This window comes from Streptomyces sp. NPDC005151 (assembly GCF_053599875.1).
In genome coordinates this window covers 1-14,560 of record NZ_JBSFYR010000065.1, presented here as the reverse complement: position 1 = coordinate 14,560, position 14,560 = coordinate 1, and the positions used below count along the sequence as shown (strand labels likewise).

At 69.8% G+C, this 14,560-nt stretch carries 13 protein-coding genes and 4 pseudogenes; 7 read left to right on the top strand and 10 right to left on the bottom strand.

All coding sequences use genetic code 11. The annotated features are described in order from the left end of the window. The first annotated feature begins 28 nt into the window (after positions 1-28). Complete coding sequence (locus ACWD6R_RS28125; protein ID WP_451821261.1) at positions 29-394, top strand: YbjQ family protein; 366 nt, start codon at positions 29-31, stop codon at positions 392-394. Positions 395-449: 55 nt separating this feature from the next. Here ACWD6R_RS28125 and ACWD6R_RS28120 read toward each other — a convergent pair. Then, a pseudogene (locus ACWD6R_RS28120) lies at positions 450-587 on the bottom strand (TipAS antibiotic-recognition domain-containing protein); the annotation flags it as partial. Positions 588-627: 40 nt separating this feature from the next. Here ACWD6R_RS28120 and tnpA point away from each other — a divergent pair. Then, positions 628-846, top strand: a pseudogene (tnpA, locus tag ACWD6R_RS28115) (IS200/IS605 family transposase); the annotation flags it as partial. Between the two features lie 71 nt (positions 847-917). Here tnpA and ACWD6R_RS28110 read toward each other — a convergent pair. Next, positions 918-1,553, bottom strand: a pseudogene (locus tag ACWD6R_RS28110) (MerR family transcriptional regulator); the annotation flags it as partial. Positions 1,554-1,704: 151 nt separating this feature from the next. Here ACWD6R_RS28110 and ACWD6R_RS28105 point away from each other — a divergent pair. The 3 genes and pseudogenes from ACWD6R_RS28105 (at position 1,705) to ACWD6R_RS28095 (ending at position 4,843) form a co-directional block, all read left to right on the top strand. Beyond that, a complete protein-coding gene (locus ACWD6R_RS28105; protein WP_451821260.1) occupies positions 1,705-2,982 on the top strand; it encodes an ion channel protein in 1,278 nt (425 codons plus the stop codon). A 104-nt stretch (positions 2,983-3,086) separates the two neighbouring features. Next, positions 3,087-3,358: pseudogene (locus tag ACWD6R_RS28100) on the top strand (flavodoxin domain-containing protein). Between the two features lie 60 nt (positions 3,359-3,418). Next, a complete protein-coding gene (locus tag ACWD6R_RS28095; RefSeq protein WP_451821259.1) occupies positions 3,419-4,843 on the top strand; it encodes a glutamate decarboxylase in 1,425 nt (474 codons plus the stop codon). Positions 4,844-4,859: 16 nt separating this feature from the next. On the opposite strand, the gene ACWD6R_RS28090 is transcribed toward ACWD6R_RS28095, so the two are convergent. The 6 genes from ACWD6R_RS28090 to ACWD6R_RS28065 form a co-directional block, all read right to left on the bottom strand. Beyond that, positions 4,860-5,672: an ABC transporter permease gene (locus tag ACWD6R_RS28090; protein WP_451821258.1), complete on the bottom strand. Its 813-nt coding sequence runs from the start codon at positions 5,670-5,672 to the stop codon at positions 4,860-4,862. After that, a complete protein-coding gene (locus ACWD6R_RS28085; protein ID WP_451821257.1) occupies positions 5,669-6,607 on the bottom strand; it encodes an ATP-binding cassette domain-containing protein in 939 nt (312 codons plus the stop codon). The genes ACWD6R_RS28090 and ACWD6R_RS28085 overlap by 4 nt, the downstream gene beginning before the upstream one ends. Before the next feature lie 93 nt (positions 6,608-6,700). After that, entirely contained in the window at positions 6,701-7,342 is a 642-nt protein-coding gene (locus ACWD6R_RS28080) for a PadR family transcriptional regulator (RefSeq protein ID WP_451821256.1), read from the bottom strand. A gap of 18 nt (positions 7,343-7,360) precedes the next feature. Next, positions 7,361-7,912: a DinB family protein gene (locus ACWD6R_RS28075; protein ID WP_451821255.1), complete on the bottom strand. Its 552-nt coding sequence runs from the start codon at positions 7,910-7,912 to the stop codon at positions 7,361-7,363. 103 nt (positions 7,913-8,015) lie between these two features. Further along, the gene (locus ACWD6R_RS28070; RefSeq protein WP_451821254.1) at positions 8,016-9,473 is read right to left on the bottom strand and encodes an aldehyde dehydrogenase family protein; all 1,458 of its coding nucleotides are present in this window, start codon (positions 9,471-9,473) and stop codon (positions 8,016-8,018) included. Positions 9,474-9,527: 54 nt separating this feature from the next. Beyond that, positions 9,528-10,409, bottom strand: a complete 882-nt coding sequence (locus ACWD6R_RS28065; protein ID WP_451821253.1) for a helix-turn-helix domain-containing protein — start codon at positions 10,407-10,409, stop codon at positions 9,528-9,530. A gap of 295 nt (positions 10,410-10,704) precedes the next feature. Between ACWD6R_RS28065 and ACWD6R_RS28060 the strand changes: the two genes are divergently transcribed. Next, positions 10,705-11,229 (top strand): ATP-binding protein, encoded by a 525-nt coding sequence (locus ACWD6R_RS28060; protein ID WP_451821252.1) that lies wholly within the window; start codon positions 10,705-10,707, stop codon positions 11,227-11,229. A gap of 60 nt (positions 11,230-11,289) precedes the next feature. Here the strand turns inward: ACWD6R_RS28060 and ACWD6R_RS28055 are convergent, their stop codons facing one another. Beyond that, positions 11,290-11,532, bottom strand: a complete 243-nt coding sequence (locus ACWD6R_RS28055; protein ID WP_384364997.1) for a DUF397 domain-containing protein — start codon at positions 11,530-11,532, stop codon at positions 11,290-11,292. A gap of 261 nt (positions 11,533-11,793) precedes the next feature. Between ACWD6R_RS28055 and ACWD6R_RS28050 the strand changes: the two genes are divergently transcribed. Then, the gene (locus ACWD6R_RS28050) at positions 11,794-12,267 is read left to right on the top strand and encodes a hypothetical protein (RefSeq protein WP_451821251.1); all 474 of its coding nucleotides are present in this window, start codon (positions 11,794-11,796) and stop codon (positions 12,265-12,267) included. Positions 12,268-12,289: 22 nt separating this feature from the next. Here the strand turns inward: ACWD6R_RS28050 and ACWD6R_RS28045 are convergent, their stop codons facing one another. Next, on the bottom strand, positions 12,290-14,422 hold the full coding sequence (locus tag ACWD6R_RS28045; RefSeq protein WP_451821250.1) for an FUSC family protein: 2,133 nt from the start codon (positions 14,420-14,422) through the stop codon (positions 12,290-12,292). Positions 14,423-14,560 lie beyond the last annotated feature (138 nt).

Below are 14,560 nucleotides of genomic sequence, written 5' to 3'. Positions count from 1 at the left end.
CAAAGCTGTCCCCAGGAGGTGCCACACGATGGGCATTGAGGATTACGGCGGCGGGCAGACGGCACAGTCCGATGTCCTGGTCGTCACCACGAACGACGTCCCCGGGTACCGGGTGACCCGGGTGATCGGTGAGGTGTTCGGTCTGACCGTGCGCTCGCGTCACCTCGGCAGCCAGATCGGCGCCGGGCTGAAGTCGATGATCGGCGGCGAGCTGAAGGGGCTGACCAAGACTCTTGTCCAGACCCGCAATCAGGCCATGGAGCGGCTCGTCGAGCAGGCGAAGGCGCGCGGCGCCAACGCGGTGCTGATGATGCGGTTCGATGTGACGGAGGCGGCCGACGCGGGCACGGAGGTCTGCGCGTACGGCACGGCGGCCGTCGTCGAGAAGGCCTGACCGTCCCGACGGACACCGACGGGGGCCGAGGCGCTCTCGACCCCCGTACCTGGAGTTACGCCCGGCGCTCCGCATTGGCATTGATCGCATCCCGCAGGTGTTCGGCCAGGCCGGGCCCGATCGACTCGTAGTAGGCGCGGAACTGCGGGTCGCCGACGTACATCTCGCCGAGCCCACGATGGATCTCGTAGGTGCACTCTTGAAGTGCTCTCCCTCGTGAGCGAGGGAGATTCCTGCTGGTGCACTATCCGCCGAAGGTCGCCCTGTCGAAGCTGGTCAACAGCCTCAGGGGCGTCTCCTCCCGGTATCTGCGACAGGAATACGACACGCTCATCCGCCGCCACCTGTGGGGCGGGCACTTCTGGTCCGGCTCCTACTTCGCCGGGTCCTGCGGCGACGCACCGCTCACCGCCGTCCGCCAATACATCGAAAACCAACAGCGACCCGCGTGACACTCACCGTTTTTAAGGCGCAACGAGCTCCGGCGCTCCGCGCCTCCGGGACAAGGAGCCCTTCACCCCCGCCCTGAACAGCGGAGCATTGGGCGAGACCAGAGGTAGAACCATGTGGAGATGCGGAGCCGGTGTGCCTCGGCGAGCTCCATCGCAAGCTCCCCGGTGGCGGGTTCGCCCGCCTCCATCACCGCGGTGTACGCCTCGCTCCACTCGGCGACCTCGGCCTCCATCCGCTTCCAGTCGTCCTTGGTGTAGCGGACCACCCGGCGCTGTGACTCCGCGTACGTGGCGGTGGAGCCCCAACGGCGCTCCGCGCCCTCCGCATCCTTGGCCCCGAAGACCTCGAAACTTCTCCTCGGGCGTGAGATTGATACCCATCTTCCGTGCCTCCATGGCTGTTTCGACGGCGGCGGCCATCTTCTGGAGTTCGGCGATCCGGCCGGACAGCAACGCGTGCTGGCGGCGCAGGTGGTCCTGCGGACCCGCTGCCGGGCCGTCGAGCAGCACCGCGATCTCTTCGAGCGGGAAGCCGAGTTCCCGGTAGAACAGGATCTGCTGCAGCCGGTCGAGGTCGGCGTCGCTGTAACGCCGGTGACCCGCGTGGCTGCGCCCGCTGGGCGAAAGCAGTCCGATCCCGTCGTAGTGGTGCAGGGGCGCACCGTGACTCCTGCGAACCCGGCGACCTGTCCCACGGAAAAGTCCACGGCTCTCCGCTCCCTTCTGCTTTCGCTCTGTACGTCGGTGCGTCGGTACGAACCCGAGCCTGAGCCCTGACGTGACGTGCAAGCCCGAATTGCCCTCACACCCCGATGCAATGGGTGTGTTATGCGGCTTTTGCATAGTTATGGTGACCCGATGGCCTCCGACTCCGTCGCTCTCGCCCGGACCACCCCGGCGCGCCGGCTGCTGCTCCTCATCGTGCCCGCCCTGGTCGTCGGGATGGCCTCGGCCCTGATCCTGCTCGCCGTCAGCCTGCTCGCCGAGCAACTCCAGGACCTGCTCTGGAAGACGCTGCCGGACGCGCTCTCCATCGGCCGCTACTCCTCGCTGTGGATGATCGTGATGCTCACCGCGACCGGCCTCGCCGTCGGGCTGGCCGTCCGCACGGTGCACGGCCACGCAGGCCCCGATCCGGCCACCACCGGGCTGGTCGATCCACCCCTGCCTCCGGACGTCATCCCCGGGCTGCTGGTCGTGACGGTGCTGGCGCTGGCGGGCGGGGTCAGCCTGGGGCCCGAGAACCCGATCACCGCCACCAATATCGCGCTCGCCTTCTGGCTGGGCCGCCGGGCCGCCCCGGACAGTACGGCCGACCTCTGGATCGCGCTCGCCTCGGCCGGGACGATCGGCGCCCTCTTCGGCACCCCGGTCGCCGCGGCCCTGATCCTCACCGAGTCGCTCACCACGGGCGGCGGCGAACCGGGCGCGCTCTGGAACCGGCTCTTCGCCCCGCTCGCGGCGGGCGCCGCGGGGGCGCTCACCATGACACTGCTGGCCCATCCCAGTTTCGACCTGTCGCTGCCGCCGTACCCGGGAGCGCACTGGGGCGATCTGCTCTCGTCGACCGTGATCGCCTCGGCGGGGGCGCTGCTCGGCCTGGCGGCGGTGTACGCGGTGCCGCACGCGCACCGGGCGTTCCGCGCGCTGCGGCATCCGGTCCTGGTGCTGACCGCCGGTGGTCTGCTGCTCGGGCTGCTCGGCGCGCTCGGCGGGCATCTCACCCTCTTCAAGGGGCTGGACGAGGCGAAGGAGCTCAGCGCCGATCCGAGCGGCTGGTCGGCCGCGCAGTTCGCCGCCATGGCCGTGGTGAAGACGGCTGCCCTGGTGATCGCCACGACCTGTGGCTTCCGGGGCGGGCGGATCTTCCCGTCCGTCTTCGTGGGCGTCGCGCTCGGCATGTGCGCCCATGCGCTGGCCGACGCGGTGCCGTTGGCCCTCGCGGTGCCGAGCGCGGTGCTGGGGGTCCTGCTGGCCGTCACCCGGCAGGGCTGGCTGAGCCTGTTCACGGCGGCGGTGCTGGTCAGTGACTCGGGAGTGCTGCCGCTGCTCTGCGTCGCCTCCCTGCCGGCCTGGCTGCTGGTGACCGGACGGCCGCAGATGCAGCTGCGCACGGACGGCACACCGCTGCGGTGAACCGGGTCCCCTCCCGGTGCCGTCCGACGCGCCGGTCACGGCAGTTGTCCGTATCGTCGCATTCGTATGGTCATGCCTCGCCCTGCCCCACGGAGGTTCGCGCAATGCCCACGCCCGTCAACGTCGCCGTCATCTATTACTCCTCCACCGGCACCGTGGCCACCGTGGCCAAGGCGATCGCGGAGGACGCCGAGAAGGCGGGCGCCGAGGTCCGGCTGCGCAGGGTCGCCGAGGAAATCCGTACGGCACCTCGCACGTGGCGGGGCAGGGCGACATCCCGGTCGGCGAGCAGACGCTGACCGCCGCCCGGGTGCAGGCCGATCGTGTCGTGAAGTTCACCCGTGCCATCAAGGACGGCCTCGCGGTCGCGAGCTGACCCCGAGCACCGAGCAGACCACCGTCAGAGCCACCACCAGCTGAGAAGGGCTGTCCGCCAATGCCTCTCCATCAGGGTTCGAACCACGGCAGGGAACCGACCGCGGAGCGCCGCAGGCTCGCCCTCAACCCCTTTTTCGGGGAGGCGGACCCGACCGCGGGTATGACGTCCGCACCCCCCAGGCATCAGCTGCCCGACGGTCCGCTGCCGCCCTCCACCGCGTACGGACTCGTCCATGACGAGCTGATGCTCGACGGCAACTCCCGGCTCAATCTCGCCACTTTCGTCACCACCTGGATGGAGCCCGAGGCCGGCTCACTGATGGGCGAGTGCCGGGACAAGAACATGATCGACAAGGACGAGTACCCGCGCACCGCCGAGCTGGAACGGCGCTGTGTGGCGATGCTCGCCAACCTGTGGAACGCCCCCGACCCGTCGACGGCCGTGGGCTGTTCGACCACCGGCTCCAGCGAGGCCTGCATGCTCGCCGGCCTGGCGCTCAAACGACGCTGGGCGGCCAGGAACGCCGACCGCTACCCGGCGACCGCGCGGCCCAATCTGGTCATGGGCATCAATGTGCAGGTCTGCTGGGACAAGTTCTGCAACTTCTGGGAGGTCGAGGCCCGGCAGGTCCCGATGGAGGGTGGCCGCTTCCATCTCGACCCGCAGGCCGCCGCCGAGCTCTGCGACGAGAACACCATCGGTGTCGTCGGGATCCTGGGCTCCACCTTCGACGGTTCGTACGAGCCCATCGCCGAACTCTGCGCCGCCCTGGACGCGCTGCAGGAGCGCACCGGGCTCGACATCCCCGTCCATGTCGACGGTGCGTCCGGGGCGATGGTGGCACCGTTCCTGGACGAGGACCTGGTGTGGGACTTCCGGCTTCCCCGGGTGTCGTCCATCAACACCTCCGGGCACAAGTACGGCCTGGTCTACCCGGGCGTCGGCTGGGCGCTGTGGCGCTCGCCCGCCGAACTCCCCGAGGAGCTCGTCTTCCGGGTCAACTACCTGGGCGGTGACATGCCGACCTTCGCGCTGAACTTCTCCCGGCCCGGAGCCCAGGTGGTGGCTCAGTACTACACGTTCCTGCGGCTGGGGCGGGACGGCTACCGAGCCGTTCAGCAGGCGTCCCGCGACGTGGCGAGCGGACTCGCCGCCCAGATCGAGAAGCTGGGCGACTTCCACCTCCTCACCCGGGGCGACGAGTTGCCCGTCTTCGCGCTGACGACCGCGCCCGATGTGCGGGCGTACGACGTCTTCGACGTGTCCCGGCGGCTGCGCGAGCACGGCTGGCTGGTGCCCGCTTACACCTTCCCTGCCAACCGGCAGGACCTGTCGGTGCTCCGGGTGGTGTGCCGCAACGGTTTCTCCTCGGACCTCGCGGAACTGCTCATGGAGGACCTGCGCCTGCTGCTGCCCGATCTGCGCTCCCAGCGGCATCCGCTGAGCCACGACCGAAACGTCAGGACGGCGTTCCATCACTGAGTCAGGGGTGGGGGTTCTACCGGCCGAGCCGGGCGAACCTCCGCACCGCCAGCGGGAAGAACACCGCGATCAGTGCCAATGGCCACACCAACGCGAGAAGTTCCGCATGGGCGGCCGCCCAGGACCCCCCGGAACCGCCGGGGTTGCCGAACAGCCCGCGGACCGCCGTGGCCGTCGCCGACATCGGGTTCCACTCGACGACCGCGCCCAGCCCGCCCGGCATCGACTCCGGCGTCGCGAATACGTTGGAGAGGAAGCCGACCGGCCAGACCAGGATCTGCACCGCCTGCACCATCTCCGGCCTCCCCGCCACCATCGCCAGCTGGATGCCGATCCACAGCATCGCGAACCGCAGCAGCAGGAGCAGCCCGACCGCGCCCAGCGCCGCGGTGACCCCGTTGTGCCAGCGCCAGCCGACCGCGTATCCGACGCCGATCATCACCGCGAGCGCCGCCACCGACCGGAGCATGTCCGCGACGCTCCGGCCGACCAGCACCGAGCCGGACACCATCGGCATGGCGCGGAACCGGTCGATGACGCCCTTGGTGAGGTCCTGGGTGACGGCGAGCATGGTTGCTTCCAGGCCGAACGCCATGGTCAGCGCGAGCATGCCCGGCACCAGGAACTCGGCGTGGTCGCCGTCGACTCCTCGGCCGCCGCCGACCAGATACGTGAACATCAGCAGCAGCATCACGGGGAAGACCAGACCGACGACGATCTGCACCGGCTGCCGCGCCCAGTGGGCGAGTTCGCGCCGGGTCATCGTCCATGAATCGGCCAGCGCCCAGCCGAGCGCGCTCGTGCCGCTGCTCGAAACGATGGCACTCATGCGGCAACCTCCGTGTCCGCGCCCGTGAGCGCCATGAAGACCTCGTCCAGGGTGGGGCGGCGCACCGCGACGTCATCCGCCTCGATCCCCGCCTCCTGCAGCGCCCGCACCGTCCGGGTCAGCGTCGCCATCCGGTCCCCGGCGGGCGCCCCGATCAGCCGCCGGTCGGCGTCGAGGACCGTGCCGCCCGTCAGGAGCCGCGCCGCGGCGTCCAGCTGGGACGCGTCACGGACGACGACGTCGATACGGTCCCCGCCCACCTGCGCCTTCAGTGTGTCGGCGGTGCCGCCCGCGACGACCCGGCCGCCGTCGATCAGCGAGATCCGGTCCGCGAGCTGATCGGCCTCCTCCAGATACTGCGTGGTCAGCAGGACGGTCGTACCTCCTCCGACCAGGGAGCGCACCGACGACCACACCTCGGCGCGCCCGCGCGGGTCGAGTCCGGTCGTCGGCTCGTCCAGGAAGAGCACCTGGGCGTCGGTGAGGAGGGACGCGGCCAGATCGAGCCGCCTGCGCATACCGCCGCTGTACTCCTTGACCGGCTTGCGGCCGGTGTCCGCGAGCCCGAAGCGGGCCAGCAGTTCGTCGGCCCGTGCGCCCGCCCGGCGTGCGCCCAGGTGGTGCAGCCGGCCGAACATCTCCAGGTTCTGCCGTCCGCCGAGCTCCTCGTCGAGGGCGGCGTGCTGTCCGAGCAGCCCGATCCGCCGCCGGACCTCACCGGCCTCGGTCCGTACGTCGAACCCCGCCACCTCGGCCCGGCCCCCGTCGGGGCGGAGCAGCGTGGACAGGATGCGTACGGCCGTGGTCTTGCCCGCACCGTTGGGGCCGAGCACGGCGTGCACCGTGCCCCGGCCGACCGTGAGATCGAGGCCGTCCAGGGCGCGTCTGCCCCCGTACTTCTTGTGCACATCGTCGAGAACGATCGCGTCCGTCACTCTCGCCACACCCTCTCGTCGCCACCCACCCATCTAGTCAAACTTGACTAGATGGAGAAAGGTAACCGGAGCCAACCCATTCGTCAAACTTGATCAGTCGAGATCCCCGGGATCCGGGACACCGGTCGCGTACGGGTTCTCCTCGCCCTCGGCGAGCACCCCGACGAACGGATCGCCCTCCCCTGCGAAGGTGTACGCGCCGCCCTCGATCCGCTCGATCAGCCCCCGCGTCCACTCGGCTCCCGCGTCCGCCGAGTGGACCCACATGTTCATGATCTCGCCGATGTGACCGAGCGATTCGGGCCCGTCCTGCGGCGTGTAGTACTCGGTGACCGAGGCCCGCCAGGCCGCCAGCCCCGCCACCCGCTCCTTGAGCAGCGCGACCGCCTCGGACCGCTCCAGGTCGACGATGAAGCCGATGCCCGCCGACAGCACGTCCATCTTCTGGTCGTACGAGGTCAGCGCCGCACGCAGCAGGGAGAGGTACTCCTCGGTACCCTTCTCGGTGATCTCGTACTCGGTACGGGGCGGGCCGCCCGCGGCGCTCGGGGCGATCTCATGGGCGATCAGCAGCCCTTGCTTCGCCATCTGCTTCAGGGCGTGGTAGACCGAGCCCGGCTTGGCGTTGGACCACTCGTGGGCGCCCCAGTACTCCAGGTCGTTGCGGACCTGATAGCCGTGCGCCCGGCCGTGCTGACGCACGGCACCGAGGACCAGCAGCCGGATCGCGGACATCCCACTCACCCTTCCTATTCAACTTTGACTAGGGTAGCCCGCCTCCTCGGCGACCAGCTCGAACGCGGTCCGGCCGTCCAGGGACTCCCGGATGATGTCCGCGTGCCCGGAGTGCCGGGCGATCTCCTCGACGAGATGGACCAGCAGCCAGCGCATCGAGCACTTCTGGTCCTTGGGGAACCAGGGCGCCTCGGGCAGCGGGAACGTGTCGTTCATGCTCTCCACCGAGTGGATGAACCCCTCGGTCTCCGCCGCGACCTTCGCCCAGAACTCCAGCATCTGCGGGACGGTCTCGTCCCCGACCAGCCGGAAGCTGTCCGCCCAGGTCTCCTCGGTGCGGGCCTTCTCATTGGGCCGCTGCTGGGCGAGGCGCAGCCAGTTCAGCTCGGTCTCGGCGACATGCTTGAGCAGCCCGGAAAGGGAGAGTTCGCTGGCGCTGGGCCGGCTCGCCGCCTGCTCCTCGGTGAGTCCGAGCAGCGAGCGCCGGATCGCGCCGCGCTGGGCCTCGACGAAGGAGAGGAGCGCGCCGCGCTCGTCGCCGTGGGCCTCTGCGGGAACGTGAGTGACCATGATGTCCGCCCTTCGGAACCGTCCGAGCCTGCGCTCGGTGTCTTCCTGACACCGACCAAGCTACGGACCCTTGCGGACAGCTTCCGTCCTCAACGGGCGGGCATCAGAGCGAGAATTCGGTCCGGCCGTGCTGGATCGAGATCCACTTCTGGGTGGTGAACGCCTCCACGGTGGCGTCGCCGTTCAGCCGCCCGGTCCCGGAGAACTTCTCGCCGCCGAACGCCACCATCGGGTCGTCCGCGATCGTGGAGTCGTTGACGTGGAACATTCCGGTCACGATGCGCTGCGCGAACCGCACCCCGCGCTCAACGTTCCCGGTGTGCACGGCGCCGCTCAGCCCGTACGGGGTGTCATTGGCGATCCGTACGGCCTCCTCCTCGCCGTCGAACGTCATCAGCAGCGCCACCGGACCGAAGATCTCCTGGGCGAGCAGCGGCGAGTCGTCCGGGAGCCCCGCGAGGACTGTCGGCTCGACGAGATTGCCGCGGGTGCCGCCCCGTACGAGCGCCGTGGCGCCTTCGGCGACCGCCTGGTCGACCAGCGCGGTCAGCGCGTCGGCCTGGAAGGTGTTGATGACCGGGCCGATCTGGGTTTCGGGGTCGCGCGGGTCGCCGGTCCTGAGCGCCGCCACCTTGGCGATGAACTTCTCGGTGAACTCGGGTGCGAGTGAGCGGTCCACCAGGATGCGGTTGGCGGCCATGCAGACCTGCCCCTGGTAGACGAAGCGACTGAAGACGGCCGCGTCGACCGCGTAGTCGATGTCCGCGTCGTCCAGCACCACCAGGGCGCTGTTGCCGCTGAGTTCGAGGATGGCCCGCTTGAAGAGTCCGCCCGCGGTCGCACCGACATGGCGGCCGACCCGGTCCGAGCCGGCGAAGGAGATCACCTTGGGCACGGGGTGCGCTATCAGCGCGTCGCCGATCTCGGCGATGTCGGTGACCAGGACGTTGAGCAGTCCGGCGGGCAGCCCGGCGTCCTCGAAGATCTTGGCGATCAGTCCGCCGCCGACGACGGGGGCGTTCTGGTTGGGCTTGATGACGACCGCGTTGCCGAGCGCCAGGGCCGGTGCGACCGACTTCATCGTCACCAGGAAGGGGAAGTTGAACGGGCTGATCACGCCTATGACGCCGACGGGCAGCCGGTAGACGCGGTTCTCCTTGCCGTCCAGCGGGGACGGCAGGATCCGCCCCTCGGCTCGCACCGCCTGCTGGATCGCCTCGCGCAGGAAGTCCTTGGCGCAGCGGATCTCGAACTCCGCCTTGAGCCGGGTGCCGCCCAGTTCGTCGTTGATCGCCCCGATGATGTCCTCGGTGCGCTCCTCGGTGATACGCAGGGCGCGTTCGAGGACGAGGCGGCGTTCGTACGGGTTGGTGGTGGCCCAGACCCGCTGGGCGCGCTCGGCGGCACGGTAGGCCTCGTCGACCTCCTGCGCGGTGGCGACGGTGATGGCGGCGAGCTTTTCCCCGTTGTACGGATTGAAATCGATGATGTCCCACGAGCCCGTGCCGGTCCGCCACTCACCGTCGATGTACTGGTTGGCCAGCTCGTTGAAGAAGGACATGCGATCCCTTACTGCAGGTGCAGACTCCTGTTGATACGTCATCTTACTGATGAATCAGGACAGTTGGAGAAGACCGCGGAGTAGATCACGGCTCTCTTCGGGACCCGGACTGTCGTGGTGGAGCCGCGTCATCGCCCTTTCGTACTGGGCGACTTCCTCGGCCTTGTCCAGATAGAGCGCACTTGTCAGCTGCTCCAAATAGACAATGTCCGACAGATCGGATTCCGGGAATCGCAGCATCGTGAAGGAGCCGCTCTCTCCGGCATGCCCGCCAAAACTGAAGGGCATCACTTGAAGCGTGATGTTCGGCTGTTCCGACATTTCGATCAGATGCCGCAATTGTGCGCGCATCACCTCGCGTTCGCCGTACGGGCGGCGCAGTGCCGCTTCGTCCAGCACGGCATGGAAGCTCGGAGCGTGTTCGGAGACGAGGACCTTCTGCCGCTCGAGCCGGAGCGCGACCCTGCGGTCGATCTCGGCGGCGGGGGCGCCGGACATGCCGCGGGAGACGACGGCGTGCGCATAGGCCTCGGTCTGCAACAGGCCATGGATGAACTGGACTTCGTAGATCCGGATGAGCGAGGCCGCCCCCTCCAGACCGATGTACGTCTGGAACCAGCCGGGCAGCACGTCTCCGTAACTGTGCCACCAGCCCGCCACGTTGGCCTCGCGAGCCAGGCCGAGGAGCGAGTCGCGCTCCGCCTCGTCCGTGACCCCGTAGAGCGTGAGCAGGTCCTCGACGTCCCTGGCCTTGAACCTCACCCGTCCCAACTCCATGCGGCTGATCTTCGATTCGGAAGCACGGATGGAGTAGCCGGCCGCCTCGCGGGTGATGCCGCGCGAGTCACGCAGTCGCCTGAGCTGAGAGCCCAGCAGGATGCGCCGTACCACGGATCCACTCGACTCGCCTGCCGCCACTGGTCCAACCCTCCCCATCGCTTCCTGGGCATCGGGGCACCCCCTGAACCCCAAGAGCCGGATTCTGCCATCAAAACGCTTCAGCCCGTACTCATTCGATTACGGAAATGAGAAGACTTGCAGAAAGCCATGAATCTGTCCGTAGGAAGAAATGAGCAAGAACCGGCACGGGGTCGGACAGGTCCGGCGCGTGCACGTGCATCTGCCCTTGCATCTGCTCAGCGCATTCGGAACCATGGGCCCCGCGCACCTGCGTGCTCGTTCGTGTTGTGCCGCAGTACCGCTACAGCCGCGAATCCCGGGAGTGCCTCGCATGGGGACGAATGGATCGACGATGCTCGGGCCGTTACGGCAGGGCCTTCCCCCCATCGATCCCTCAGCCGTCTCCGGATCAGCCACCTGCACCCTGCCGGCCCGCTACGAAGCCGTCGGTGGAGCCCGCCAGTTCACCAAGGCGACGCTGACCCGGTGGGAGCTGAGCGACCGTTTCGACGACGTCGCCCTGGTCGTCTCCGAACTCGTCACCAACGCGCTGCGGCACGCGCTGCCCGATGACGCCCCGAGGGACCCTCAGGAGGCTCCGGTAAGACTGCACTTGATGCGCTGGTCCGCACGTCTGGTGTGCGCGGTCCGCGACCCCAGTCAGGCGAGTCCGGTGGCGTCCGAGGCGGCGGACTCGGCGGAGTCGGGCCGCGGTCTTTTCCTGGTCGAGTCGTTCAGTGACGGCTGGGGCTGGCACCCGTCCCCCGTACTGGGTCCGGAGAATCCGCCGACGGGCTCGCAGGCGCCGCGCGGCAAGGTGGTCTGGGCGCTGTTCCGGCTCTCCGACACCGTCTGACGCACGCGGCCCGGCGCGGCGTTCCGCGCGCACGGCCTGCGCTTTCCGCCCGTGCGGCGGTCAGCCGCCCGCTATCAGATGATCGAACTCCCCGTCCTTCACGCCGAGCAGCAGCGCCTCTATCTCGGCCGGCGTATAGACCAGGGCGGGACCGTCGGGGTGGCGTGAATTCCGCATCGCCACACCCCCGTCGGGCAACTTGGCGAACTCCACGCAGGATCCCTGGGAGTTGCTGTGCCTGCTCTTCTGCCAGACGACTCCGCGAAGCTCTGTGGCGGCCATGCCGTTGTACACGTGGTGCACAGGACGCTCCCCGAGTTGCAAGGTGCAAGTGTCAACTGGTTCGGATCATAGCTGTGTTCATATGCCGATGCATGAGCAGATGCACGTGCACGCGGGGTGTCCTCTTGATTACAGCTTTACCTTCGCCCGCCCGCCCGCTCGCACGCAGAGATAGACGAACGCAGCGTCTATTTGGCTCCCGGCAGGAGGAGTTGCCCCGCAGATCGATCGGCACGCCCTGGTAACTTTGGGCGGTCTTTCGTCAACAAGGGGGAATTCCGGGTGCACCCACTCGTACGAACCGGCGCCGTCGCCGTCGCGGGTCTGGCCGCCGCGGTCGCACTGACGGGCTGCGGCAGTGACAGCGGGAAGAGCGACTCGGACACGGGCGCAGCCGACGGGCGCACCTCGGCACCCGCCGACGGCAGCGACAGCGGTTCCGCGGGAGACGCCGCGGCGCTCGACGGGACATGGGCCGGGGTGACCGACGGCAAGGCCGTCGCCCTGTCGGTCACCGCCGGCAAGGCCGCGCTCGTCGCCGACGCCCACGTCTGCTCGGGCGAGGTGAAGGACATGGGCAAGGTGATGCTGGCGCTGAAGTGCACCGACGGCGACACCGCCCGCACCATGGGAGTCATCGCGTCCAACGACGGCAGGACGATCGTCGTTCAGTGGGACGCCGGCGGCAAGGACACGCTGGCCAAGACGGAGCCGGGTGCGCTGCCGACGGGACTGCCGGGCCTGCCCACCCCGTGACGCGGGAGCGCTGCCGGACCGTTCAGCTCCGTCCGGCACCGCTCGTCCCGGGCCGGGCGCCCGCGCCGCCGTCCAGTGCCCGGGAGAACTCCTCCAGGGACTCCAGCAGCAGATCGGCCCCGTTCCGTACGACCGGGTCGGATGTCCGCCCGCGCCGTCGGTCCTCCTCGTCCCACCGCTCCAGCGCCTCACGGACCGCGTCCCAGCGCGGTGCGCGGCGCTCCCGCACGTCCTTCGCGCCCTGCTCGGTGGCCCGGCGCAGCGCGTCGGCGAGTTGCGCGGCGGCGGGGACGGGAGTGGCATCGCCCTCCGGCAGGTGCGCCTCCATCAGCATCGCGGCCCGGCTCAGCTGGGCGAGGGCGTGCTGGGCGTCGTCGGCGTCCGTGCGGGAGAGGCCGCGGTGGCGCACGGGTTCGTGCTGGGCCCTCGCGACCGCCTCCTGCCAGGCCACGCGGGCTACGCGGGAGGCGAGAAGCGCGGCGCGGACGTCCTCGGGGCCGCGCTCCGCCGGATCCGCGTACTGGTCGACGGCGGCGGCGGCGTACCGTCCACCGGCTGTCAGCCAGTCTCCGAGCCGGTTGCGCAGCCGAGGGGTTTCCCAGGCCGGGTAGACGGCGTACGAGATCATCGCGAGGAGCCCGCCCACCAGGGTGAGGACGACGCGTTCGGCCACGGTCTGCGACCAGTGGTCGCCCGCCATGCCGAGCAGGAAGACGACGTACGCGGAGACGCACGCCTGGCCGACCACGTACCCGGTGCGCATCAGCAGGTACATCAGCAGGGCGCAGCCGACGGCGAGCGCGGCAGCGGGACCGACACCGGGATGGGCGGCCCGGACGATGGCGGTGGCGACGAAGACCCCGACGATCGTGCCGCCGAACCGGCCCGCGGCTCGGGCGTACGTCTGGGAGAACTCGGGCCGCATCACCATGACGGCGGCCATCGGCGCCCAGTAGCCGTGACCGAACGGCAGGGCGGCGCCGATGAGATAGCCGACGGCGACGACAGCAGTGGCCCGGACGGCGTGCCGCAGGATCGGCGAACCGGGGCGCAGTTCGGCGCGCATCGCCCGCAGGACGACGGGGACCAGCCGCAGCAGGGTGGGGCGGCGGCGGTGCGGGGCGATCGTGTCGGCCGCGTCATCGGCCTCCGCCCGGTCCTCCTTCGTCCCGTCGCCCTCGGCGGTCTCGATGACATCGGCGAGCAGCGCGCCGAGGCGGCGCGCGGCACGGCGCGCGGCTCCGGTGAGGATCGCCCCGGTGTCGGGGGTCTTCAGGGCGGCGACGGCGGGGGCGGGAAGGCGCACTGGGATGCCGTGCCGGATCGCGCGGGCCGCGGCGTCCAGTACGGAGGCTGCGGCGGCAAGGAGTTCGCGGACCCGGCCGCGTTCCGGACCTTCGGCGGGGGCGCCCACCGCCGGGTCCGCGAGCGAGGCGAGCACCGGCCTGATCCGTTCGGCGACGCCGCGGGAGCCATGCAGTTCGGCGGGGCGGTGGCGGGCCTGGCGCGGGGTGACGGCGGCGGCGCTGCGGGCGGTCATCAGCGGGACCGGGTCGAACACGGCGACCGGGTCGTGGCGCAGCCTGCGGGCGTAGTCGGCCTCCGCCGCCAGTGCGTCGGCGAGGGCGTCGCGCTGGGCGCCCCATCTGCGTACCGGAAACAGGACGATCAACGCCGCCTGGACGACTCCGCCGAACGCGATCATCACAGCGTGTACGGCCGCCTGGGCGACGGAGGTGGGGAGGGTGATCGTGACCAGCATGATGCCGACATTGGATGCGGCGATGATGCCGCCCGTCGGCCCGGCCGCCCAGGCCAGCCCGGCCAGGAACGTCCAGAGGACCAGCAGGGCCATGAACAGCGGGAGATGGGCGCCGGTGAGATAGCCGAGGAACGTCGATACCGCGAGACTCGCACCGGAAACCAGGGCCAGGACGGGCCGGGGGCGCCAGCTGCGCTGGAAGGTGGCGATGGCCGCCTGGAACGCGCCGAACGCGGAACTGGCGGCGACCACCGGCCCGAAGAAGGCGAGGCCGACCCCGATGACCAGGGCGAGTCCGGCCGCGCCACGGATCGCGATGAGCGGTTCGAGGCGCCGCCGCTCGATCGTCAGCCCCGAGCGGGCGGTCTCTCTCAGCGCCCGGAGCCAGCTCATGGACCGAGCCTAGTCGGAATGCTCCTTAGACCGACCGGCAATTGGGGGGCGGCGTCACGGGGCTGGGGCACGCACCTCGCGGCGTTGTCGTCCATCACCATGGCTCAATCCTCCGCCTTGCGATGCACGCACCCCAGC

Excerpts from the sequence above, each read along its gene's own strand:
- ACWD6R_RS28065 (WP_451821253.1), bottom strand. The coding sequence starts at position 10,409 with ATGGGGAGGGTTGGACCAGTGGCGGCAGGCGAGTCGAGTGGATCCGTG.
- ACWD6R_RS28105 (WP_451821260.1), top strand. The coding sequence starts at position 1,705 with ATGGCCTCCGACTCCGTCGCTCTCGCCCGGACCACCCCGGCGCGCCGG.
- ACWD6R_RS28125 (WP_451821261.1), top strand. The coding sequence starts at position 29 with ATGGGCATTGAGGATTACGGCGGCGGGCAGACGGCACAGTCCGATGTC.
- ACWD6R_RS28095 (WP_451821259.1), top strand. The coding sequence starts at position 3,419 with ATGCCTCTCCATCAGGGTTCGAACCACGGCAGGGAACCGACCGCGGAG.
- ACWD6R_RS28060 (WP_451821252.1), top strand. The coding sequence starts at position 10,705 with ATGGGGACGAATGGATCGACGATGCTCGGGCCGTTACGGCAGGGCCTT.
- ACWD6R_RS28090 (WP_451821258.1), bottom strand. The coding sequence starts at position 5,672 with ATGAGTGCCATCGTTTCGAGCAGCGGCACGAGCGCGCTCGGCTGGGCG.
- ACWD6R_RS28075 (WP_451821255.1), bottom strand. The coding sequence starts at position 7,912 with ATGGTCACTCACGTTCCCGCAGAGGCCCACGGCGACGAGCGCGGCGCG.
- ACWD6R_RS28070 (WP_451821254.1), bottom strand. The coding sequence starts at position 9,473 with ATGTCCTTCTTCAACGAGCTGGCCAACCAGTACATCGACGGTGAGTGG.
- ACWD6R_RS28045 (WP_451821250.1), bottom strand. The coding sequence starts at position 14,422 with ATGAGCTGGCTCCGGGCGCTGAGAGAGACCGCCCGCTCGGGGCTGACG.
- ACWD6R_RS28080 (WP_451821256.1), bottom strand. The coding sequence starts at position 7,342 with ATGTCCGCGATCCGGCTGCTGGTCCTCGGTGCCGTGCGTCAGCACGGC.